The sequence below is a fragment of the Neoalteromonas facilis genome (assembly GCF_002807665.1).
Lineage (GTDB): Bacteria > Pseudomonadota > Gammaproteobacteria > Enterobacterales > Alteromonadaceae > Alteromonas_E > Alteromonas_E facilis.
This window is the reverse complement of sequence record NZ_PEAY01000001.1, coordinates 751793-776264: the sequence shown is the minus strand read 5'-3', so window position 1 is coordinate 776264 and position 24472 is coordinate 751793. Positions and strand designations below refer to the sequence as shown.

Sequence of the window (24472 nt, the reverse complement as noted above, 5' to 3'; positions counted from 1 at the left end):
TACCTTAATGGTATTTGAGCTTTATCGTTGAAATCGGTATTCTCAGACCTTCTTATTTGGGGAATTACAACAAGGAAATAGAATGAAAAAGGTATCAACATTTGCTGTTGCTCTGTGTCTTGGTGCAAGCAGTGCGCTGGTTTCTACAGCGTCATTTGCCGATATGGCTCAGAGTGAACGTCAAGCTGCGAGTGCTGCAACGTTTCGTCAGGCACTATTGCAATTGGTGCGTAGCAATATGGGACCATTAGGCGGCATGGCAAAAGGGCAGATCCCATTTGACACTGAAGTGATGAAAACTAATGCGCTACGTATTGAACAGTTGGGCACAATGTTGCCAGATTACTTCGCAACCAATACCACTTCATTCAATGTGGATACGGAAGCGTTGCCGAAAATCTGGGACAATATGGATGATTTCGTGGCAAAGGCCAATGATATGGTAGTGGCTGCGCAAGCGTTGCAAGTCGCAGCCGAGAGCGGCGACGAAGGCGCATACCGCAAGGCCATTGGTGGTGTGGGCGCAACCTGTAAAGGTTGCCACGACAGCTACAAGGCTGATTAATTAAGCTTTACCGCCTGGGTTACTAATAATAAAACTCGGGCTCAGGCGGTAACACCTCAACTAGTACATATACTCCGGCCGCAACAACTGCTGCTAGGATTACCGCCAATACTAGTCGGGAAGAGTTAATTCCCACATCCTCTTTAAGCCACTTTTTACCCGTGATCATGGCGTTGATTAACGCTTGGCCTTTATAAAACTGATAAAATAGCACCGCGACAACATGCAGGACGACGATAGCCAATAACAGGTTAAACAAATTGAAATGAATGAACTCCATCACGTTTAGTACGGATGAGGACACCGCGCTACGATAAGGTCCTTCAGTGAACACATCATCACTGACAAAGAGGCCACTGATCGCCTGTAGCGCCATTAATACTAGTATCATCACCACTGCCCAGCTTCCGACAGGGTTGTGCCCAGCGTATTCTTTTGACGATTTATTCAATAGCTGCTTACTGTAAGTTAGGGTTTCCTTTGGAGACAACGAAAGCGAACTAAAACGCGCAAAGCGGGTACCAATAAATCCCCAGACAATTCTAAACATGATAAGGCCCAAAAGGGCATAGCCAATGCGTGCATGCCACAAAATAGCGTCATCGAGTAATTCTGCACTTACCCATTGAAACGCAAAACTAGCCACTAATAGCCAATGAAAAATACGCGTAGGAATGTCCCAAATGGTTTGTCGCTTCATAAACGTTTTATTCCTTATTTTATATAGCGTTAGTGTACTGATTGTTTAGTTAACGAAAAGGCGCAAGCGATAGTTTTAATAAACACTCGGACCAATAACCAACAGTGTCCACACCAACGGACCCGAAGTGTTACTGGAATACGTTGATTTATTCACTTTGGTTATTGGAACTAGCCATAAGGTAGTTTAGTAATAACTGATAATGGATATTCAACTGCGTACCAATTCGCTTAGGGAAAGCTGTCTTTAAAACGTCAGTATTGTCATTACTTGTATGCCAGATATTACCCCATTGCTTTTCAGCGTCTCGGTCGCAGGCCGTATTCTGTTTATCGTCAAAGCAATCCCACATGGCATTGTGAGTCGTTTGTGAGTAGCCATCAAAACCTTCTTTTCCATTGATCGTAAAGTTTGTTGCTTCTAGATAGGCAATCGGTATACCCAGACATGCAAAGGGGGAATGATCAGACCAATACCCCGTTTCACCTTCTGGATAACCTTTATATTCAGGATGAAGCGTATAGGTTTGTTGCTTAAAAAATGTGTTGGAATAGGCGAGTAATTCATCTCTTAACGAAGGGGAGTGAGAGTAGGTGCCTGTTTCTTTTGCACAATCGTAAGGCGTTGAGTGGGCACTGTGAATATACAAAATATCGCCACCGACAACAGTGTCGAGGTTTATCATACCTACCGCTTTATTCAGTTGTTCTTGGCTTAATGTTTTCACATAGGCTTTTGAACCTTGCATTGACACTTCTTCAGCGCCAAACGCTAACATCGTAATGCTAATGGGTAATGATTGAGAGGCAAGAGTCTCACTGAGGGTTAGCAGCAAGGCGACGCTTGCCGCGTTGTCAATCACACCGTGCGAGTCGTTACCGATAGAGTCATAGTGAGCGGCAATGTACAACATATCATCGCTTTTTCCAGGCAGTGTAATGCTGACATTTTGAGAGCTATAGGTTTTATCACGTAGTGTGTAGGTAAAAGGGCTATTTACGACCGTGTAACCTTGTGCCTGCCATTGCGTTTCAATGTAGTCTGCTGCTTTTTTTTCAGCATCTGATGCGGGTGGGCGCGGGCCTATTCCTGATGCGGGATTGGACAAAGCGTCTAAATGCCCGAGCATAGTATTTATCGGTTTAGCTTGGACATTAAATGCCAAACACATGGCGGCTAAGGAGATTAAACAATATTTCATGCAAATAGCACCTGGTACTGAGGGTGAAAAAATCGAAGATGATAAAACCCGATCACAATTTATATTCTGCGTTGGTGTGACCCATCTCACGTTTTACTGCAATGCGTTGGTTTTTACCTAAGATAACGCGGATCTGATTGATACTTTCGGCTGCGAGAATACGGCGCTCATGGCGACACCAAATTTTATGGTATATCCGCTTAATAGTGCTGATGGCATCGGGTGAACGGGAAATCAATTGTTGAGCCAATGTTTCTGCAGCGTGCATTGGCTGATCGTTTACAGTGGTTATCAGGCCAATATTGTGGGCTTCATCAGCTGAAAGGGTTTCACTGGTCATCGCTAGTTTAGTGGCATGGTCGTTTGCGACGCATTCGCGCAATCCCAGAGTTCCGCCCATATCGGGGATCAAGCCCCAGCGAGACTCCATAATTGAGAGTGAACAATCGCTTGATGCAATGCGAAAGTCAGCGCCCAATGCGATTTGCATACCGCCGCCCCAACACTTTCCATGCAATACCATAATGACGGGGACTTTAAGCCTTCGCCATCCAACCGTGACACGTTGCGCCAAGTTTGCGTTGCCAGGTAACCATTTAAACAGCAGTCTAAACGCATTTCCTGCGCTGGATAGTACCGACTTGATATCTAAACCAGAGCAGAAGCTCTCACCTGCGCCATTCACAATCACTACGCGGATGGTTTTGTCGCGTTTGATCTGACTGATAACATTATCAATAGCGATAAACATCGCCATATCCAAGGCATTGTGTTTGTCTGGTCTATTCAATGTGACATAGCCAATGTGGTTTCTAACTTCTAGCGTTACACGAGCGCTATCCATAAATGTATCCAAATACGTGATTAATTAAAGACCAAGGCAGCTAGCTCGCCGATTTTGTTCGGCTCTAACCAGCGGGTGACTAACATGAGATCATTTTTTTGGTCGATAACGATAAAGTTTCCGCCAAAGCCTGCTGCATAAAATAGTGACGGATTATCTACTTTTGGCCACTTGCGTTTACCCTGATTCAACCACCACATAAAGCCATAACTAGGATTCGGAGTCGAGGGGGTAATCGCTTGTTCTATCCATGACGCATCGATAACCTGTTCGTCACGCCACATACCATTGCGAGTGAATAGCAAGCCAAATCGCGCTTGGTCGTATGTTGACACAAACACGCCACCACCCGAGTGCCCACCGCCGGTAACACTGTTCATGTTAACACCATCCACTGGCACCCATGCGTGGTCATAGCCAAACCATCGCCACGTGGTAGATGCGTCTATCTTATCCATAACATGCTGTTTTAACACCTGTGGCAACGGTTGTCGTAAAACTTGCAAAAGCGAGTAGGCAAGCAAGTTTACGCGTACATCATTGTATTCCATAACAGTGCCAGGAGTATTTAATTTGCGGTTTTTCCAATCATCCAAGCTACCTTGTGCAGGTGGGCGATCGGCCCAATCTTTTATGCCAAACAGTTCGCCACTCCAATCAGATGATTGATCTAACAAATGACGCCACGTTATTTGGCTATTGTGTTTGCCCGCATAAGTACCGTCCCAAACGTAGCCATCGACTCTTTCATCGACATTCGCAATTAAACCATTCTGCACGGCAATCCCTGCGACGGTGGAAAGATAGCTTTTGGTGACGCTAAACGTCATATCAACACGGTTAAGATCACCCCAGCCAGCAACGACATAGCCGTTTTTGATGATCATGCCTGCTGGCCCCCCGCGTTTTTTGGTTGGCCCTAAAATGTCGTGGAAAGGCTCTTGGGCAAATCCTTTCAATATGGCGATGCGTAAGTCTTTATCTCCGCTGTATTCATTAGCCATTGCAAAGTCTACAGCTTGTTTTATTTTTTGCGGATCGAGGCCCTGGCTCTCAGGGCTTTTAGTCTGCCAGTCACCACGCTCAGGGAAATACGGGGTGGGCTCACTCGCAAGTACGATATTAGCGGTTAATAGGCCAAGTAGAATGGCAAGAATGAATTGTTTTTTAAACATGGTTCCTCTTCCATAGTGTTCAGTGATTGATTGAACAGGCTTAAGCCTACATCCATCGCTTACTTTGGTTTTGTGTTGCAGCAAGCGATACATTAATCAGCTTCAATGCTTCAGACTTTCCTATCATAGGGACAGTGATCTTTTTCGAGGCTAATATCAAAATTGCATTTGCAAAGCCTGCTTTGCGTTGAAAATAGGTTTCAGATAATTGTGTAAGCTGGGTTTTATATAACGGGCTCACACACACATCGGTAGCGAATAATCCTTGCCGCACATAGATGTTGTTGTCATCTACCGTATACCCCCATCGGTACCATCGTAATATGATCAATCCCTCTACTACAACCGGCAGTGCGAGGAAAAAAACATAATATGGGTTGTTTGGTATTAGCCATAATGCGATGCCAATAATAATGCAAAGTAACAGATTCAATGTTAACGAGTACTTAGTAATAAAGCGTTTGCTAATAGGGTGAAACGTTAAGTCGTGAGGAGATACGTGTGAAAATGCGTATTGCCCTAACGCCGCTGCTTGTTCGGCTGTCACCGATGGTACCACTAAAGTTTGCTTATCTTCCCCTGGCACCGACAATGTGTGTTTTAGTTGTTTAAATACCAAATTGATCCTGCCAAATAAGTTGTCGAGCCAATCTTGGTTATATTCAATATGTTGAATGCGTATTTTATTCACGCTCACTTGATGCTTGGTAAGAAGGCCGCTTTGCCGTTTCAGGCGCTGCCCGTTAAAAAGCAATTTATAGTCATAGAAATTCAAAATAGCGCCTGCAACTGACAACAGAGTAACAAGCGTTAAGGTGAGCAGAACCGTTACCGCAATAGCTCCTACAACAAAGCCCAATCCTTGTTCGCTAACTGAAAAGTAATGCGTAAGCTGTAATGCCGAAATACGCTCATCAGCTGCGCGAATGGCATCATCAATAAAAGGTGAAAATACGCCAAGTATTATCCATACACGATTATTGGTTATACCGTGAAGTACCAAATCCTTCACACTTCGTGTGATGAGCAATTGTTCGTCTGCGGATGTGGTTGCGGCAGATGAGTTTGAAGAGGATGTTTCGGTTTGTATTGTAGATTGTAGCTGAGAAAGTCGTTGCGCAATGTTTTCAGCTTGCACTACCGGAAGGGCAACGATAACCGCCTCATCTTTGGCTGAACCCGCCGTGTCTAATGTGACTACGCGCATATCGTTGAAGCGATAGTAAATTGGCTGCGATAGTCGCACGTCTTGTATTTTATCGAATGGCAGATTGAGGCGAACGCGCTTAAAAAGTCCTTTGTGAATTTCAATATGTTTGTCGAGCACACGAAACTGAAATGCAAAGTAGCTGGCAATAACGAAAAATATTGCTATGCAAAGCACTGCGCCGGTCAGCAAAACCACACGCATAGGGTCATCCGTAAAACTATTTTTCAGTGCTATGGCTATTGGAATAAAAACATAAAAATTGCTCGCAGCACCTTTTATCAATTGTGCTGCAAAATACACTAGCGCAATCGGGTGTACGCGCTGCCATTCGTCAAGCATCTTATGTTTGTCGTCCATTACTGAGAATGCCCTGACGCCTCAGCTTCGGCTTTGCTGGCAATGCTGGCCTTATCACTGATTAATTGGCGTAACGTTTGTGCCGCTTGTTCTGGTAATCCGGGTATAATAAAACTCTGAAAACCGCTGCCCGCAGAGTACACGTGCAATTTGCTCAATCCGGCAAGGCGCTCAATTGGCCCTTGGCTGACTTCAACATGCTGCACGCGTCCAAATGGTTGAGACGTTAATCTTTTGACCCACAGACCACCACCAAAATGGATGTCATGTTCACGTACTGCATAGTACTTGGTCCGATCTGACAACCAACCAAGTAAACTAAATACACATCCAGCCGTCGCAATAATTATCGCAACAATGGGCAATAGTGTGATGACACGTGTGTCGAGTGTTATCCAAGGTTGAATAAACAAGATACCTAGCAGCGACAATACAATACCTATATTCACCACTTTGATACTCAGTCGGACCTTGGCATACATTGTCGATAAAGGTTGCTTAGAGAGTGTTTGGACAGAAGCCAATGGGGGAGGGGGAGATTGTTGTGTCATGAGTTTACGTCGCTGCCATCATTGCGCAATGTTAATCTATATCAGTAAAGATTTAAGGAATTTCGAACAACTACTGTAAATTATTGTTGTTTTAGGCACAATGAAGAAAAAATCGAGGAAACGCTATGAATATTGCAATTTTGGGAGCGAATGGCCGAATGGGGCAGGCGCTCATAGAGGCGTCTTCAGTCGTTCAGTCAGTGCAGATCAGTGCTGTATGCGTGCGTGAATCGTCTTCTTTGTATAAAACGACGCTATTGGGATCTTCTCTTCAATATCAGACATTGAATGATACTGACTCAAATGATGTTGATGCCGTTATCGATTTTACGCTGCCCGATGCTTTACCAGCGCATTTGGCCTATTGTGTTGAACATAATAAACCAATAGTGGTTGGGACAACCGGACTGTTAGCAGAGCAAAAGCAAGCACTTTATGAAGCGTCAAAGCACATCCCGATTGTTTTTGCGGCGAATTACAGCGTCGGTGTAACGCTCATGACGAAGCTATGCAGAATTGCAGCTCAGGCGCTGGAAGATACTGCTGATATTGAGATCATTGAGGCTCACCATAGACATAAACGCGACGCCCCGTCAGGCACTGCAAAAGCAATAGGCGAGGCCATTGCCGATCAATTGAACTGGGATTTAGAAACTCAAGCAGTGTATGCCAGAGAAGGTGATACAGGTGAGCGTGATCAAAAAACTATTGGGTTTTCGACCATTCGTGGCGGTGACATCATCGGCGAGCATACCGCATTATTTGCTGATATCGGCGAAAGACTCGAAATCACCCATAAAGCCAGTAGCCGTCAGACCTTTGCCATCGGAGCACTAAGGGCCGCAAAATGGCTGGTGGCAAAAGAGGCAGGTTTGTACGATATGGAAGATGTTTTAGGCTTGAAATAAGTGTCAATTTCGATGGTTTTGTTAAATAAACTTTAAAAAAGCCTTATTTTCAATATTTATCTCAATTGCAATGGATCTGTCAGGGCGCTTGCTATATACTCAGCGGAATTTGCCAAAAATCTGCGTTTTGCTACTAAAACGCCTTTTGATTAGCTGCAAAGACCCTTAGTAAGTAACGTTTTAGGTTACTTATGAACTGTCACGTATCAGGTATAGCTGGCCTGATACATGAGTTAACTTATGCTTGGAGGTTGACTTGGCTAATTCTGCCCTGTTGGTGCTTGAAGACGGTTCTGTTTTCAAAGGCACTGCCATTGGAGCTGACGGGCTCACAGTCGGTGAAGTGGTTTTCAATACGTCGATGACGGGTTATCAAGAAATATTGACTGATCCTTCATACACCGAACAAATCGTCACTTTAACGTATCCCCATATTGGTAATACTGGAACAAATGAAGAAGATGTCGAATCAGACAACGTAAGCGCCAAAGGCCTTATCATTCGTGACCTTCCCCTTCTAGCCAGTAATTTCCGTAATACCCTTTCTCTCTCTGAATACCTCAAACACCACAATATAGTCGCCATCGCCGATATCGATACACGCCGTCTAACGCGTATTTTACGGGATAAAGGTGCGCAGAATGGTTGCATTATTGCAGGTGACGACTTAAACGAAGCGACAGCGCTTGATCACGCAAAAGCATTTCCTGGCTTAAAAGGCATGGATTTGGCAAAAGTCGTTACGATTGACAGTCAACAAGAGTGGAAAGGTAATACCTGGTTATTAGGTACAGGTTATCAACCTGAACCTGAGAAATATGATTTTCATGTTGTTGCCTATGATTTCGGTGCAAAACACAACATTTTGCGCATGCTGGTCGAACGTGGCTGCAGAGTCACACTTGTTCCAGCAACAACGTCTGCTGAAGACGTGTTGGCAATGAAGCCAGACGGTGTGTTTTTATCAAATGGTCCTGGAGATCCGGAGCCATGTGACTACGCCATCGCAGCTATCAAAGTATTCTTAGAAAAATCATTACCGATTTTTGGTATTTGCTTAGGGCATCAATTATTGGGCCTTGCCTGTGGCGCCAATACCGTAAAGATGAAGTTTGGTCATCACGGTGCCAACCACCCCGTCAAAGATTTACGTCGCAATGTGGTTATGATCACCAGCCAAAACCATGGCTTCGCGGTAGACGAATCGAATTTACCGGATTGTTTAGAGGTAACACATGTGTCGTTGTTTGATGGCTCTTTACAAGGTATCGAACATAAAACCAAGCCAGCCTTTAGTTTCCAAGGACACCCAGAAGCGAGTCCAGGCCCGCAGGATGCAGCGCCATTATTCGATCATTTTATTGAATTAATGTCTAACCAACATCGTCAGGACAAATAACGCATGCCAAAACGTACCGACATAAAAAGCATTCTCATCATTGGCGCTGGTCCTATCGTCATTGGCCAAGCCTGTGAATTTGATTACTCTGGTGCTCAAGCGTGTAAGGCGCTAAGAGAAGAAGGGTACCGAGTTATCTTGGTTAACTCTAACCCTGCAACCATTATGACTGATCCTGATATGGCGGATGCTACTTACATCGAGCCAATTCACTGGGAAGTTGTACGTAAAATTATTGAAAAAGAGCGACCCGATGCTGTTTTGCCCACAATGGGTGGTCAAACCGCACTGAACTGTGCACTTGATCTCAATAAACATGGCGTGCTTGAAGAATTCAATATTGAGCTTATTGGCGCGTCAGCAGAAGCCATTGATAAAGCAGAAGACCGTGAGCGTTTCGATAAAGCCATGAAATCAATTGGTTTGGAATGCCCGCGCGCTGAAATTGCTCATACCATGGAACAAGCTCACGATGTGCTAAGCCGCATAGGCTTCCCATGTATCATTCGTCCATCATTTACCATGGGTGGCACGGGCGGTGGTATCGCCTATAACATCGATGAATTTAATGAGATCTGCGCGCGCGGATTGGATCTTTCTCCCACTAATGAACTGCTAATCGACGAGTCATTAATTGGCTGGAAAGAATATGAAATGGAAGTGGTGCGCGATAAGAACGATAACTGCATTATCGTGTGTACCATTGAAAACTTCGATCCAATGGGCGTTCACACAGGTGACTCGATAACAGTCGCGCCTGCACAAACGTTAACGGATAAAGAATTCCAAATCATGCGTAACGCTGCTATGGCTGTATTGCGTGAAATTGGCGTTGAAACAGGTGGCTCGAATGTCCAATTCGGCATCGATCCTAACACTGGACGTATGGTTATCATTGAGATGAACCCGCGCGTGTCTCGTTCGTCTGCATTGGCATCAAAAGCGACCGGCTTCCCGATTGCAAAAGTAGCCGCCAAGCTGGCGGTTGGTTTTACATTAGATGAACTAGCCAACGATATTACCGGCGGCGCTACGCCGGCTTCGTTTGAGCCGGCAATCGATTATGTCGTCACTAAGATCCCACGCTTTAACTTTGAAAAATTTGCCGGTGCTAACGACCGCCTAACTACTCAGATGAAGTCTGTTGGTGAGGTAATGGCGATTGGCCGTAATCAGCAAGAGTCTCTGCAAAAGGCGTTACGTGGTTTAGAAGTGGGCGCTTCAGGTTTAAATCCAATTTTAGATTTGGAAGACCCAGATGCGCGCAACAAGATCGTGTATGAACTGCGTGAGCCAGGCGCTGAACGTATTTGGTACATCGCAGATGCATTCCGTATGGGCATGACAATTGATGAAGTGTTTGACCTGACAAATATCGATCGTTGGTATCTGGTTCAGATTGAAGAACTTGTGCAATTAGAAGGGCTTGTTGAACGTATCGGTATATCTGATATCGACGCTGATCTCATGCGCAAGTTAAAACGCAAAGGCTTTGCTGATGCGCGTCTTGCAGAATTGACCAATGTAGCCGAAAGCGATATTCGTGATATCCGCGCTAAGTTTGATATTTTCCCAGTTTACAAACGTGTTGATACCTGTGCCGCTGAATTCTCTACTAGCACGGCTTATATGTATTCAACATATGATGAAGAGTGTGAGTCTCAGCCGAGTGATAAAGACAAGATCATGGTGTTGGGCGGTGGTCCAAACCGTATCGGTCAAGGTATTGAATTCGACTATTGTTGTGTTCATGCCGCTTTGTCTATGCGTGAAGATGGCTATGAAACTATCATGGTCAACTGTAACCCTGAGACGGTTTCAACCGATTACGATACGTCAGATAGGCTTTATTTTGAGCCAGTGACACTTGAAGACGTGCTAGAAATTGTCAGGGTAGAGCAGCCTAAAGGTGTGATTGTGCAGTATGGTGGTCAAACGCCATTGAAATTAGCAAGAGCACTGGAAGAAAACGGTGTACCCATCATTGGTACTAGCCCTGATGCGATTGACCGTGCGGAAGATCGCGAGCGTTTCCAACAGATGGTTAATAAGCTAGGCCTTAAACAACCGGCTAACGCGACCGTCAGCAACATGGAAGAAGCGTTGGTTAAAGCCGAAGAGATTGGCTTCCCATTGGTTGTGCGCCCAAGCTACGTGTTGGGTGGCCGCGCGATGGAAATCGTATATGACTTAAAGGACTTGAAACGCTATCTCAATGAAGCGGTAAAAGTGTCTAACGATTCGCCAGTGCTATTGGACAGATTCCTTGATGACGCGATTGAAGTTGATATCGATGCTGTTTCAGACGGTGAGACCGTTGTCATCGGTGGCATCATGGAACACATTGAACAAGCGGGTGTCCACTCGGGTGACTCAGCCTGTTCATTGCCGCCGTATTCATTACCGCAAGACATCCAAGACGTTATGCGCGAGCAAGTTCGAGCGATGGCGTTGGAATTGAATGTTATCGGATTGATGAATACACAGTTTGCGGTAAAAGATGGCGAAGTTTACCTCATTGAAGTGAATCCTCGTGCAGCACGTACAGTGCCGTTTGTGTCGAAAGCAACGGGCGTCGCCTTGGCGAAAATAGCCGCGCGTGTGATGGCAGGGCAATCGTTAGTTGACCAAGGCTTTACAGAAGAAGTCATACCGCCGTTTTACTCGGTAAAAGAAGTGGTACTGCCGTTTGCTAAATTCCGCGGTGTTGACCCACTATTAGGCCCTGAAATGCGCTCAACCGGCGAAGTTATGGGCGTGGGTGATACTTTCGAAGAGGCGTATGCAAAAGCCAATTTAGGCGCGGGTTCACCTGTACCTCAAAACGGTAAAGCACTTATCTCTGTGCGAGAGCATGATAAACGCAAGGTGATTGAGCTTGCTAAAGAGCTTGTGGCTAAAGGGTTCGCAATTGAAGCGACTCGTGGAACGGCAACCACATTGTATGATGCGGGTATTATGTCGACCGTGGTGAACAAGTTGTCTGAAGGGCGCCCGAACATTGTTGATGCGATTAAAAACAAGACATACACCTATGTGGTAAATACCACTGAAGGTCGTCAAGCAATCAACGATTCGGTGTATATTCGCCGCGAAGCGCTTGCTAGCAAAACAACCTATACCACAACGCTAAATGCTGCGTTTGCCACTATTCGTGCCAAAGACTCTGATGACAGAAGCAAAGTTGCATCTGTGCAGGAGTTGCATGAACGGGTAAAACAACGCTAGTAGAAGAGTGACAACGACTCAATTAGCAGGTATTCTATGCCGCTTGGAAGTGCGCTTTTTAGCGCACTTTTTTATGAGAAGAATAAAGAGAGAAAAACCATGAGCCAATACCCAATGACTGCTGCGGGTGCACAAAAATTGCGTGATGAATTACATGAACTTAAGACCGTACGTCGTCCTAAGATCATTGAAGCGATTGCTGAAGCGCGTGAACATGGCGACTTGAAAGAAAACGCAGAATATCACGCAGCCCGTGAACAACAAAGCTTCTGTGAAGGCCGGATCCAAGATATTGAAGGCAAACTGTCTAACGCACAGATCATCGATGTTACGAAGATGGAAAATACTGGAAAAGTCATTTTTGGGACTACCGTTACCATCTTAAATTGCACTACAGACGAAGAAACAACCTACCGCATCGTGGGCGATGATGAAGCTGATATTAAATCGAATCTGATTTCAGTGAATTCACCTATCGCACGTGGTTTGATCGGAAAAATGGTAGACGATGTAGTGAATATTCAAACCCCCGCCGGAACGGTTGAATTTGAGATCGTTGAAGTAGAATACGTGTAACGAGATTGCACAAACACATCATAGAAAAACCGCCGAATGGCGGTTTTTTTGTCTCTAAACTATTCGCAGATTGCGCTGTATAGACTTATTTTCTTTGTTGTTTTTGCGACAAAACCAGATTATTCAAACGTACCTTTTACTAAAACCTCATTGTCTTTTATCAGCCACTGTCCTTTAGCCATTACATGCTGTGCGGCCGGTGATTTTCCTTGGCACAAAACAATATCGGCGTCACACCCAACAGCAAGCTGTCCTTTTTGCGCTAACCCAGTGATTGCGGCAGGCGTCGAGGTTACAACTTGCAATGCATCACTAAGGTTAACACTGTGCACGTCAGTTAACTCTCGCAACGATTGCATCAAACTTCCGACTTTACCTACTTCGATTCCAACAAGTTGACCATTATTGTCGAAAACTGGAAGACTCGCATTTCCGTCTGAACTCATACTCAGTTGCGAGGGGGGAACCCCTTTATTTAGGCAATAGGCGATGGCCTCTGCAGCAGGGATCTCGCCTTCAGCAATAAAATGTTCGTTGGTGCTGGCGGTCATATCGATCACGCCACCACGTTTAGTCCACTCAATACCAGCGTCGAGCAATTGTTGATTTCGATTGATGTGGGTAGGGTAGAATTGCGTCGGTTGAATAGGGTACTGGTCAACGACCTGGTGCAGTAGGGAGAGTTGTTCTGACGCTTCGCCCGTGTGGATAAATACGATCCCTGCCTTTCCAGCAAGCATGCCACCGACACGCGAATCGCTGGCAATGCGTGCTAATTCAGCGGCACTCGGCTGACTACCTCTATGATCAGCAATAGCTACTTCACCAATACCTATCATACTGTCAATCAAAACGATGTCGTCAGTGATGCTACCGGTAAGAGTTCGTGCGGGAACTTGATATGAGCCGGTGTAACAATATGCACTGAGGCCTTGATTGTTGAGTGCACGCGCACAGGCAATCAAATCGCCCAAACTGCGCGTTGTAGCATCTGTGCCTAATGCACCGATTACGGTGGTAACCCCAGCAGATGATGCATCGGTAAACTTCATCGCTGGTGTTCGCGTATGAAAACCACCTTCACCGCCGCCACCGCTGATATGAACCAGTGAATCAACAAGTCCGGGAAAAGCGATTAAGCCATCACCATTAAAATGTTGAACAGGTTCTCCAGTAAGCGTGATGGCAGGGGATATTGCTGCGATACGGCCATCAGCAATCAAAATATCGTTAATACCTAACGGGGAAGGGGCGTATACATCTACACCCTTTATCAGAGTCAACATCACTGAAATCCTATCAATACGGCAATTGTTATGGTTATACAGGCAAGCATAAACAGCATGAGCGTTAATCGCCATACAAACCTAAACCATATAGACCAATCTAGTCGGGCTACACCTAAACAACCAATCAAAGATGCAGAGGTGGGAATGATGAGGTTCGTCAGACCATCGCCTAATTGAAACGCGAGTACGGCAACTTGTCGGCTGACGCCGACTAAATCACTTAACGGCGACATCAATGGCATTGTAATCGCTGCCTGCCCGGAGCCTGACGCGACAAAAAAGTTGAATCCACTTTGGAATACTAGCATTAACAAAGCACTGCCAAGTTGACCGACTTCATTGATGGCTTCGCTTGTGTGAAACAAGATGGTGTTGAGTACTGAGGGTTGTGTGACATCATCTCCACCTAATACTAAGACAATACCCTTGGCCATTCCTACAATAAGTGCTGCGGGGAGCAAATCTTTGGCACCATCTACAAATGCTTGGCTAACCTCATTAACTCTCAAACGGCCCGATAAAGTAGCAATGATGCCTACAGCAATTCCAATAGTGAAAAACTGACTCGCAATTTGGGGGATGTAGAATTCATGCACTGTGACGCCCCAAATAACCCAGCCGATACCCGCAGCGAAGATGAGCAATATAATACTGTCTACGGGGGTATAGTCTGATTGCGTTGTTTGCTGTTGCTGTCGAAAATGTTGGTCACTGTTAAAGCTTAATGATTGTTCTGGATTCCGGTGGATGCGCTGGGCGTAGATTAGCGTGAAAATTAAGGTTACTGATGTGAATACAGCCCACATAATCATTCTGAAACCTTGTCCCGATAACAACGGTACGCCCGCAATCCCCTGAGCAATGGCGACAGAAAAAGGGTTCATCCAACTGGTCGCAAAGCCAACTTGAGTGGCAACATAGGTAATCAAGACTGCAGTTATGGCATCATAGCCTAAGGCTATTATTAAGGGGACGAGCACGATGCAAAACGCAATGGCTTCTTCGCCCATGCCAAAAATAGCACCGCCTAGAGAGAATAAAACAAACATTAATGGCAATATGAGACGGCCCGCATTTTGAGTTTTACTGATAAGTGCCATAACGCCATTGTGAATAGCTTGCGAGCGCATGATGATGCCAAATGAACCACCTACAATAAGTATGAAGGCAACGACACCTACTGCAGATCCCCATTTGTTGCCAGACACCAATCCATCAAAAGCATAATTGAGCATGCCGGTATGATCCGCATTACTGCTAAACAGTGATACGCCTTGTGCGTCTTCGCTGATAAGTCGAAATGAATTGGCATCAACCAGTGTGCGGCTTTGCCCATTGACGAGAACGTCACGAGTATCATAGATGCCCTGCGGAATAAAATATGTCAGAACAAATGCCAGTATGATGACAAAAAATAAAATAACAAACGCGTCGGGTATGCGACTCGAGAGGGAATCCTTAGGGATTGTGGTCATTGATATCTCCGCGGTAAAACATGGGAGAGCCGCCCATAGGGCGGCCATACAAATTGCTTAAATACTAGTTAAAGTAATAGCTGATGCCAAGTTGATAACGCGTTCCATAAGGGGCTGCGTTGTATGCATCGTAACCTCGGGACGAACCAAAGACTGTTGGTGCTTGTTTGTCCGTTAGGTTTTCAATGGTGAGTCGCAAATCGAATTGTTCAAACGAATAACCCGCGCTGAGAGTCAGCGTTGTCCAACTGCTTACGTCTCGTTCATCATTAGCATTAAGCGCTCCTAAGCTAGCAATTTCATCAATTTCACGTCCGCGTAGTCGTGCGATGTCATCAGCATAGCTGGAAGTGTAATAGAGGTACAAGCCTGCGTACCAGTCGTCAGTTACCCAGAATAGCTCGGCACTGCCGACGGTTTCGGGATAGCCAAACTGACCGATGAGATCTTCTATCTGATCCGAGCCTACTTTATTGCGGTCATAGGACAAGTAGTGAGTCGCTGATAGGCCAAGCTCAAGCGTTCCGGTATCAAACTTAACATCATGGATTACGTCGAAGTCGATGCCTGCAAGTTCTTGGCTGCCTGTATTGTCCAGTAGCAATACATGGTCGCGATACAAGGGGAGTTCTATATAACGCGGGTCATCAAACGCCGCCCAGGCATCTAGGATCTCAGTTAAGTTCGCTCCCTCTTGTTCGATAGTCAGACCGTTACTGTCGGTGACTAGGCATAAATCCTCCTCGTAGGAAATACCCGTTTCGCCAGCAGGCACTAATCCACAATGTCTAAGAGATGCATCCGTCATGGCCTGCTCTAATACGCCAGTCATATTGGTATCAACCAGATCATCATGTTCAAATTGCCAATAATCGAGAGTGATGTGGGTATTTTGAGTTGGGCTGTATGCTAAGCCAACACTGATAGATTCAGACTCTTCAGCTTTAAGCAAAGGATTACCCAGCTCCAATACATTATTGCCCCGAATGCTACTTTCGCCTTCGCAATATAAATTGGAAACCTGCTGATTCGCCGAGCAGTCAAATGAGGCTCGCGTTGTGCGCAGATCCACACCTGCCTGAGTGAGTGACGGTGCCCTAAATGCAGTTGACCATGAAGCCCGCACGATGAACTCGTCAGTTGGGCGGTAACTAAGTCCTACTTTGGGGTTAAACGTACTGCCAAAGTCATCATAATGATCGTATCGGCCTGCAATACTTAAATTTACCTGCTGGTGCAGTGGAATCAACGCCTCAGCAAAGACTCCCCATTGGGTTCTTTCTGCCTCGGATAAACTAGAACCGAAGCCATACACATCCACTAGGTAGTCGTTGTCAAAACGTGCTCTGGCATTCGCTGTTGGTGTGTCAGTGATTTTTTCACGGCGGATTTCAGCGCCTGTTGCCACACGAATATAGTCATCGCCAAACGGGACTAATTCACCATTGAATTTGATATCCCAACCATAAACAGTACTAGTGCCGCTGCGCTCTGGCTTTGCTTGGGCAACTGCAAGCGCTGCTTGGCTGTCACTACCTAAGGGATCAAATGGGTTATACATCGCCATTAGCTGGGCGCCATTACACGTTAGGGAATCAGCGGATTCATCATAGCTTGCGATGCTGCCGTCAGTGCAAAGTTCACCTTCTACGGCAGCGGTAAAGCGGTACCGGTTGTAGACGCCATCAGTGGCGACTTGATCGGAACGGGACCGTGACAGTGTAATACCGGATTCCCAGTCCCAATCGCCAATCATTCCGCTGAGGCTTGTAACCGCCCTTACTGCTTCTGTTTCAATCTCGATGGTTCTGGGTGCAGCGAAGCGCGCATCGTAGCGAAAGCCGTATAGTTCGCGCCCAGCTTGAGTAATGAATGGATCTATGTACATTGCATCTAACAATGCGTCTCGAACATCATCGGAAAAAAAGTCCAATGCGTATTCACTTGCCCAAGGGCCTTCTTCGTCATCTATTTGGTTAATTGGTGCTGGACTGGAAAAGGAGGTTGATTCGGTGTTTGAAAATAGGATGTCTGCCTTGAGTGTTACTTCTTTAAACGCGTGTTCATAGGTGACTCCGGCTGAAAGAGACTCCAAAGGAGTTTCCAAAACATCATCTTGATTGCCATAGTAGGCACAAATATCTTCACCAAATTCAGTCGTGACAAACGGTGAGTTGCAGTTGGGAGCACCAATTTCATTGCCATCGCGCGCAGACCAATAGTAAATATTAGCCGATTCACTTGGTAAGTAACTGTAACTACTGGCTAATATCGGTGATTTTGTTTGCTCAAAATCATTCGCCCGTGCAGTTTTACGATCATAAAAGTCAATAAACGCGGTCAAGTTACCGCCTAAAACCTCAGTACCCCAGAGCGCTTGCAAATTTAACTTACCATGGTCGGCAGACACGGTCGTGTTTTCGTATGAAGCGTTTAGGTTTAACCCCTCATAATTGTCTTTGAGGATGTAATTGATAACCCCTGCAACTGCATCAGCGCCATAAATGGCAGATGCGCCCGTGGCTAGAATTTCCACACGTTCCACCGCGGCAGCCGGTATTGCATTGACATCGACAAAGTTTTCAGTGCCAGACGCGAATGAACTGGCGGCAATCCTTCGACCATTCACTAGAGTGAGGGTGGCAGATGGGCCTATGCCACGCAGAGACGCAGCAGCTTGTCCTGCTGGAGTAGATGTTGAGGTGGCACCGCTTTGTGTTGTATCAAAGCTACCAAATCCGCCGCGGGTTTGACTCACTGTGCGCATCAGTTCAGCGATAGTATTAGCCCCTGATTTAGCGATGTCTTCAGAGGTCAAAACGGTGAGTGGTTGTGTGCCTTCTAGGTCAACCCCCTTTATGTTGGTACCCGTTACCTGAATAACTTCTACGGTTTCTTCATTGTTTTGTTGCGCTTGAGCGTTGACAGTAAAAAGCGCAAGGCCTACTGCACACGCAATCGTAGTGTATTTCATAAACATTTCCTTCCACAACGCCATGCACAATGCACATTGGAATTGCGATTACTTGTCGTTATTTTTGTGTTTTAAATTTTCTGCGGAAAACAGACAACACAGCACATGCCAAGGTATGGCTGCTGGAGGAAATGCTATTCGTCAAACCACTCTGACAAATAGAAACTTTGGTAATGATAATGGCCTAGATTGGCCGCCTTTTTAATCATTAAATGCCGTTTCAGTTGTTGAACACGAAGACAACTATGCAATTGTTATGCACTAAAAGGTGAATATATTTATGCAATATTCAAAAGCCAATCGTGCGTCAATTTGTCGTTGACTTGTACTACTGGATATCACTAGGGTGATTTAATGTCAAGCCGTTTGGAAAGGACTTTTACCCACATGAAACCTATGTTTAACAATAAGTGGTTAACACGCAAAAAGTTTTCCGTTGTCTTATTTGTGATCGCAAATAGTTTATATAATACAAATGCTTACGGTGAAGATGCTGGCGACTTTTATGATCTTGTTTTGGCCGGTGGCGCGTTAAAAACGTGTGGAAGTTTTGCCCCAAAGAATTGTATCGAGGGAACAATTTTTGACGATGCGAAATCGCAAAATGTGTATGAAATTTCGCCAGAAGCACATGTTCGTTTGCAGAAAACCAGTGTATTTAATCAGCTGACGGATAAAAATAAGGTGAATATAAATTCACTTTTGAGAAAAGGGTATGCAGATGGTGGCGAGCAATTCCTAAGCCGGAATGAGTTTTTAAAACGGATCGATATATTGGCTGGCGACAGTAGCTACTCAAAGAACTTAGCAGACGATGTTTTTTTTGCATTACTGGATACACATGAGAGGCTCCAGGAAGATGGCAACCATCAACGACTAAAAGAGCAGGTGAATATAGCCAGAACAACTTCTGCAGCAAGTAGAGAGATATATCAGGCGTTTATTAAACAGGCGCACTTGCGCTCAGCGGGTGAAACGCCACATATCGTTGTAGTGACGGCATCGAGTCGAGACCCTTTTAGTGTCGCCGACTTCTACACCAATATCTTTGAAGAACTGGGTGCAAAGGTCACTTGGCTGCCGATATCCGGCACGTTGCAGCTTGCTTTATGGTTAGAGCAACTCAACAAGTCAGGCTGCAGCAACATTGCCACTTTGCGGGAACGCTTTGGCAGTTTTGATAGAGAACGCGTGTACCCTGATTTAGCGAGTATTGAGGCGGAATTTTGCCGTCAGCCGTCAGAGATTGTACAGATAATCAATCAGGCTGATGGGATCTTTTTTAATGGGGGAGATCAAAGTCGAACATTGTCGGCATTGCTGACGCCACAGCAGGCTCCATCTGATTTACTTTCATTAATCCGTCAGAGAGTTAAAGCGGGCGAGTTAGTTGTTGGCGGAACAAGTGCTGGCACCGCCGTACAAGGCGGAGGGGTTTGGGCTGATAAGCCGATCCCAATGCTAACTAATGGTTCTTCTGAAAATGCAATGGCGCGAGGCGTATTTGCAAAAGAAGCACCTTCGCAACGCTGCAGCGGTGAGTGCGTAAGTGGGCTGCAATCATCTGATGTCACGATCAAAGGAGATGGCGGTACAGGTCTATTCTCTTATGGTTTACTGGACACCCATTTTTCTGAGCGTGATAGAGAGACACGGCTCGTCATGGCAACGCTTTTTGCTCAGCAATCCTTTGGTTTTGGGGTAGACGAAACAACCGCACTTTTGACTCGGTTTAAAGACGGTGGAGCTGATTTTAAAGTGGTCGGTGCTGCAGGCGTATTTGTGGTGGATTTGCAACGCAGCCAATGGCAACAAGTGCAAGAGGGTAAAGAATTCACACGCACAATTGGCGGAATAGCGCATTACTGGCCAGCAGGCACGCAAGCGAGCATAAATGCAGACGGCCTGACTGTTAAATTACCCGCTATAGTCCAAGCTTCTCATGCTGGCGACCAAGCAAAACTGGATGGCGTATGGAGACGCCAAATGTCGCAAAATTGCGGGACACAGGAATTGTTGCAATGGCAGGACTTTGACAACAAGTACCAAGTGAAAGCCTCAAATTCCACTCAATTCGCGCTATCGCCAAACGAGTTGTGCGGCTATCAGTCTTTACCATTTGTTATTCATCATTCGATGATAGATTGATGATCTAAATGTGTGTGTTAAAAGTCGTCATCAGTTGCACGCGGTAAAGCGTGCAACTGAATTGCTTTCTGCAAAAGACATACATTAGAAGCATCTCGGCTAATGTTGATTAGGTACTTTCTAAAACCCCAGATAGTTTGCAGATTCGGCAGCGTCTTTTATTTTCATACCCACGCGGGCACTTCTGTTTCGTGAAGTGTTTTCTTTTTGGTATGCCATAAAAGAAAGATGACAAATGTTTTTGAACAACGAAACTAGCATTCTTTTGATAAGGCCCTCCTTATAAACTACGGAGTGCTTTCGTCAATAGATATCAGTTCAACATCAAATACAAGCATACCCTTTGGTGCTCCTGCCCTAGGATTTTCGCCATAGGCTAAGTCTTGAGGTATCCAGAAAAGATATCTATCGCCCACCGACATTAGTTGAAGGGCCTCTGTCATCCCCGCAATTAACTTGTTAACCTTAAATTGTGTTGCCATCTTCTTCTGGTTCAAGGGCAGGGTAGAATTTGATCAGATCAGGTTGGCGAGGCAATTCGACGTAGCGCAACCGGTGTCTAAATGTTGACCACTGTTAGCAAAAGGACTAGCGTTAGGTAACCGATTGGTTTTCCTATGCAGTATTTTGAACTCCAATCCTTTTGGAGTGAATATGCAAAAATCAATTGGCTTTTGGCAGTCATGGGCATTAGTTGTAGGTACCATGATTGGCAGTGGGATATTTCTTCTTCCTAGCGTGCTGGCGCAGTTTGGTTCGCTGAGTCTTCTCGGGTGGTTCTTAACTGCTATTGGCACTTTGCTAATAGCGTTGTCATTGGGGTCCTTGTCCTCACGCATTGACAAAGAAGGCGGGCCCTATGCTTATTGCTACGAAGTTATTGGCCCAGTAGCCGGATTCATCATTGGATGGGGCTTGTGGATATCCTTTTGGGTGTCTATTGCTGCATCATCGGTTGCATTTGCAGGCTATGCTTCGACCATCTTGCCGTCTATTGAACACGATGGGGCGTTTAGAACGCTAGTGTCATTGATGATGGTTTGGACGCTTGGTGCCATCTTTATCTTCGGTATTCGTGGTGTGGGCATGACGCAATTAATCACAACCGTGATGAAACTTATTCCGCTTTTGCTGATACCAACCTTGGGTTACGTGTACGCTGAGCAAAGCGTAAGTAGCATTCTCAGCTATGAAGCAAGCGAAGGCTTCTTTGCAACGATTGCCAAAGTGGTGTTGATAACCATGTGGGCGTTTTTAGGGATTGAGGTTGCAACCATTCCAGCAAAGGAAACCCTTAATGCGAAGAAAACTATCCCTCGGGCGTTATTCTTTGGGTTGTTATCTGTCACTTTTGTGTATTTCTTTGCAACTTTAGGCCTATGGTTTTTGCTGCCGACAGAGGTGCTTAGCCAGTCGCCTTCCCCTTTTGCTGATGCTGCAGAGGTTATCTTTGGCCCCGTAGGCGCCACGTTTGTAGCGCTTGGCATCATGATTTCAATCATTGGCTCGGTAAACGGTTGTTTGGTGGGTACAGTATTGTTGCCGGAAAGTATGTCTGATGATGGTTTATTTCCCGCAATATTTTCACACCGGAACCGGTTTGGTATTGCCTGGAAATCTTTGTTGATAGCCTTGGTGCTGATATCTGCCGTGTTAATGCTGAACTCAAATAGCCATTTGGTAGGGGTTTACGAGTTGTTGATTGTGTTATCTACTTTGACCGCAATTTTACCTTATGCAGCCAGTGCTATTGCAGATTTAATTGTACAATGCCGGAATAAGCCCATCAGGGGGATAAAATTAATGTCAATTCTGCGGGCTGTTGGGGCGTTGGTGTTTTCCGTCTGTATGATATTAGGTGCGGGCTTCGACGTCATCTTATACGGCATTATTTTAATCGCAGCAGGCTTGCCCATTTATTGGTGGGTAAAAAGGCCAATGGCAAGGGGTTAATGCTTTTTCTCCTAGACTATTAGTGCGCACATATAGTCTTGGGGTTTGATTTTTTAGCCTATCCCGCACATTTCGATATTGCTTGTTTGGCGCGTTCATACATCCACATAGAATGGTGTACGTGGCTGCTTTTTATTTACTTTTTAGTCACCTTCAAATATCAGCTGGATCGACAGACTGTCACAAAACCATCATCGCTCAGTAACAAAAGTTAAAATAATCTTTCAAAAAGTCGTCAAAGCTTTGTCATAAAACCTGCCTAGTCTTTTTGCGTCGGTTTTGCCGTGCGTTGAGCCAAAACCAATCAAACCAATAGGACTTAACTAAATGAAACTACTAATAAAAACTGCCGTTAGTGCAGTTGCACTGGCCGTATCGTGCGGCGTGGGCGCAAATGTTTTACCCGCACATCAAGTGGACAGCCAATGGTTTACTGATGCCCAACAAACCATTGATGCGAAAGTTGAAATCAACAATCGCTTCAAAGCTAAGAACGTAATCTTATTTGTCGGTGATGGTATGGGGATTTCGACTCTAACCTCAGCGCGGATCTTAGAAGGTCAATTGGCCGGCAATTCAGGTGAAGAAGGTTATTTAAGCTTCGAATCTTTCCCGCACACCGCGTTGGTGAAAACGTATAACGTTGATGCGCAAACACCTGACTCTGCGGGCACTATGACAGCGATGATGTCAGGTTTGAAAACGGATGTGGGTGTTATTGGGGTTGATGAAGACATTGAACGTGGCGATTGTTCTACAGTAGCCGGCAACGAAGTGGTTACAGCGCTTGAGCTCGCTGAAATAAAAGGCCTATCTACAGGCCTTATTTCTACAGCGCGAATCACACACGCAACGCCAGCCGCAACCTATGCAAAATCAGCTGATCGTAACTGGGAAGATAACTCAGACATGCCAGAAGCTGCACTGACTCAAGGCTGCAAAGATATTGCTGACCAACTGGTCAATTTCGAAGAATTTTTAGAGTCACGCTATACCGGTATTGATGTTGACGGCATTGAAGTCGCTTTTGGTGGTGGCCGTAGACACTTTTTGCCTAAGGATGCAGCGTTTAATAGTCCTGACGCCGCCAGCAGCACTGAAGGTGATAGAACGGATGAGCGTGATTTAACGGCTGAATGGCAAGCTAACTATAGCGATGGTGTGTATGTATACGACCAGGCTGGTTTTGACGCGATTGACCCAGCGACGACATCTCACGTGTTGGGTTTGTTTAACGAATCGCATATGCAATACGAAGCTGACCGAGCTAACGATATCGCGGGCGAACCATCGTTAACGGAAATGACTAGCAAGGCAATCGACATTTTAGACAACAATCAGAAAGGGTTTTTCCTAATGGTTGAGTCAGGTCGGATCGACCATTCTCATCACGCCGGCAGTGCATATGGTGCGTTAACTGACACCATTGAATTTGCCGCTGCTGTTAAAGCTGCATATGAAGCGACGGATCCTGAAGATACGTTAATCCTTGTGACGGCTGACCATGGCCACGTATTTACCATTGCGGGTTATCCAAAGCGCGGCAACCCAATCTTAGGCAAAGTTGTCGGCGTGGGCTCTGAAGAGCCAGCTCTTGCTGCTGACGGTATGCCCTATACAACGGTTGGCTACACCAATGGTCTTGGGTTCAGAGACTTAGGTGACGAAACTAATGCCGATGCTACATATGCAGATGCGGCTGACACAGGTCGTAAAGACTTAACAACGGTTGATACCGAAACAACCGGTTTCCACCAAGAAGCTTTGATCCCGCTGGGCTCAGAAACTCACTCTGGTGAAGACATTTCTCTGCATGCATCTGGTCCTGGTGCGCAATTAGTACAGGGCGTAGTTGAACAAAACATGGTGTTTCACATCATCAATCAGTCTCTTGGATTAATTAACGAATAGGCCGCACA

The 24472-nt window shown here is 45.5% G+C and carries 18 protein-coding genes; 8 read left to right on the top strand and 10 right to left on the bottom strand.

All coding sequences use genetic code 11. The annotated features are described in order from the left end of the window. Positions 1–82: 82 nt before the first annotated feature. Entirely contained in the window at positions 83–565 is a 483-nt protein-coding gene (locus CSH93_RS03515) for a c-type cytochrome (RefSeq protein WP_100641819.1), read from the top strand. 22 nt (positions 566–587) lie between these two features. On the opposite strand, the gene CSH93_RS03510 is transcribed toward CSH93_RS03515, so the two are convergent. From CSH93_RS03510 to CSH93_RS03485, 6 genes are all read right to left on the bottom strand, one after another. Then, the gene (locus CSH93_RS03510) at positions 588–1265 is read right to left on the bottom strand and encodes a cytochrome b/b6 domain-containing protein (protein WP_100641818.1); all 678 of its coding nucleotides are present in this window, start codon (positions 1263–1265) and stop codon (positions 588–590) included. Positions 1266–1413: 148 nt separating this feature from the next. Further along, positions 1414–2466, bottom strand: coding sequence for a M28 family metallopeptidase (locus tag CSH93_RS03505; protein ID WP_100641817.1), 1053 nt, complete (start codon positions 2464–2466; stop codon positions 1414–1416). Positions 2467–2518: 52 nt separating this feature from the next. Further along, positions 2519–3310: a crotonase/enoyl-CoA hydratase family protein gene (locus CSH93_RS03500; protein ID WP_100641816.1), complete on the bottom strand. Its 792-nt coding sequence runs from the start codon at positions 3308–3310 to the stop codon at positions 2519–2521. A gap of 20 nt (positions 3311–3330) precedes the next feature. Continuing rightward, complete coding sequence (locus CSH93_RS03495; protein ID WP_100641815.1) at positions 3331–4485, bottom strand: serine hydrolase domain-containing protein; 1155 nt, start codon at positions 4483–4485, stop codon at positions 3331–3333. 46 nt (positions 4486–4531) lie between these two features. Next, positions 4532–6052: a PH domain-containing protein gene (locus CSH93_RS03490; protein WP_100641814.1), complete on the bottom strand. Its 1521-nt coding sequence runs from the start codon at positions 6050–6052 to the stop codon at positions 4532–4534. Beyond that, positions 6052–6603: a PH domain-containing protein gene (locus CSH93_RS03485; RefSeq protein WP_100641813.1), complete on the bottom strand. Its 552-nt coding sequence runs from the start codon at positions 6601–6603 to the stop codon at positions 6052–6054. The genes CSH93_RS03490 and CSH93_RS03485 overlap by 1 nt, the downstream gene beginning before the upstream one ends. A gap of 125 nt (positions 6604–6728) precedes the next feature. Here CSH93_RS03485 and dapB point away from each other — a divergent pair, with 125 nt between their 5' ends. The 4 genes from dapB (at position 6729) to greA (ending at position 12714) form a co-directional block, all read left to right on the top strand. Further along, positions 6729–7511 (top strand): 4-hydroxy-tetrahydrodipicolinate reductase, encoded by a 783-nt coding sequence (gene dapB, locus CSH93_RS03480; protein ID WP_100641812.1) that lies wholly within the window; start codon positions 6729–6731, stop codon positions 7509–7511. 256 nt (positions 7512–7767) lie between these two features. Beyond that, on the top strand, positions 7768–8910 hold the full coding sequence (carA, locus tag CSH93_RS03475; protein ID WP_100642325.1) for a glutamine-hydrolyzing carbamoyl-phosphate synthase small subunit: 1143 nt from the start codon (positions 7768–7770) through the stop codon (positions 8908–8910). Between the two features lie 3 nt (positions 8911–8913). After that, positions 8914–12138, top strand: coding sequence for a carbamoyl-phosphate synthase large subunit (gene carB / locus CSH93_RS03470; RefSeq protein WP_100641811.1), 3225 nt, complete (start codon positions 8914–8916; stop codon positions 12136–12138). 99 nt (positions 12139–12237) lie between these two features. Further along, the gene (gene greA / locus CSH93_RS03465; protein WP_100642324.1) at positions 12238–12714 is read left to right on the top strand and encodes a transcription elongation factor GreA; all 477 of its coding nucleotides are present in this window, start codon (positions 12238–12240) and stop codon (positions 12712–12714) included. A 119-nt stretch (positions 12715–12833) separates the two neighbouring features. Here the strand turns inward: greA and iadA are convergent, their stop codons facing one another. The 3 genes from iadA to CSH93_RS03450 all read right to left on the bottom strand — a co-directional run bounded on the left by iadA (position 12834) and on the right by CSH93_RS03450 (position 18458). Next, positions 12834–14000, bottom strand: a complete 1167-nt coding sequence (gene iadA, locus CSH93_RS03460; protein WP_100641810.1) for a beta-aspartyl-peptidase — start codon at positions 13998–14000, stop codon at positions 12834–12836. Beyond that, positions 14000–15478: a putative basic amino acid antiporter YfcC gene (gene yfcC, locus CSH93_RS03455; protein ID WP_100641809.1), complete on the bottom strand. Its 1479-nt coding sequence runs from the start codon at positions 15476–15478 to the stop codon at positions 14000–14002. The genes iadA and yfcC overlap by 1 nt, the downstream gene beginning before the upstream one ends. Before the next feature lie 64 nt (positions 15479–15542). After that, the gene (locus CSH93_RS03450) at positions 15543–18458 is read right to left on the bottom strand and encodes a TonB-dependent receptor domain-containing protein (RefSeq protein ID WP_100641808.1); all 2916 of its coding nucleotides are present in this window, start codon (positions 18456–18458) and stop codon (positions 15543–15545) included. A gap of 381 nt (positions 18459–18839) precedes the next feature. Between CSH93_RS03450 and CSH93_RS03445 the strand changes: the two genes are divergently transcribed. After that, a complete protein-coding gene (locus tag CSH93_RS03445; protein ID WP_100641807.1) occupies positions 18840–20600 on the top strand; it encodes a cyanophycinase in 1761 nt (586 codons plus the stop codon). A gap of 287 nt (positions 20601–20887) precedes the next feature. On the opposite strand, the gene CSH93_RS03440 is transcribed toward CSH93_RS03445, so the two are convergent. After that, positions 20888–21082 (bottom strand): FKBP-type peptidyl-prolyl cis-trans isomerase, encoded by a 195-nt coding sequence (locus CSH93_RS03440; RefSeq protein ID WP_100641806.1) that lies wholly within the window; start codon positions 21080–21082, stop codon positions 20888–20890. A 172-nt stretch (positions 21083–21254) separates the two neighbouring features. Here CSH93_RS03440 and CSH93_RS03435 point away from each other — a divergent pair, with 172 nt between their 5' ends. Together CSH93_RS03435 and CSH93_RS03430 are read left to right on the top strand one after the other, a co-directional pair. After that, a complete protein-coding gene (locus CSH93_RS03435; RefSeq protein ID WP_100641805.1) occupies positions 21255–22553 on the top strand; it encodes an APC family permease in 1299 nt (432 codons plus the stop codon). Between the two features lie 327 nt (positions 22554–22880). Next, a complete protein-coding gene (locus CSH93_RS03430; protein ID WP_100641804.1) occupies positions 22881–24464 on the top strand; it encodes an alkaline phosphatase in 1584 nt (527 codons plus the stop codon). Positions 24465–24472: the final 8 nt, after the last annotated feature.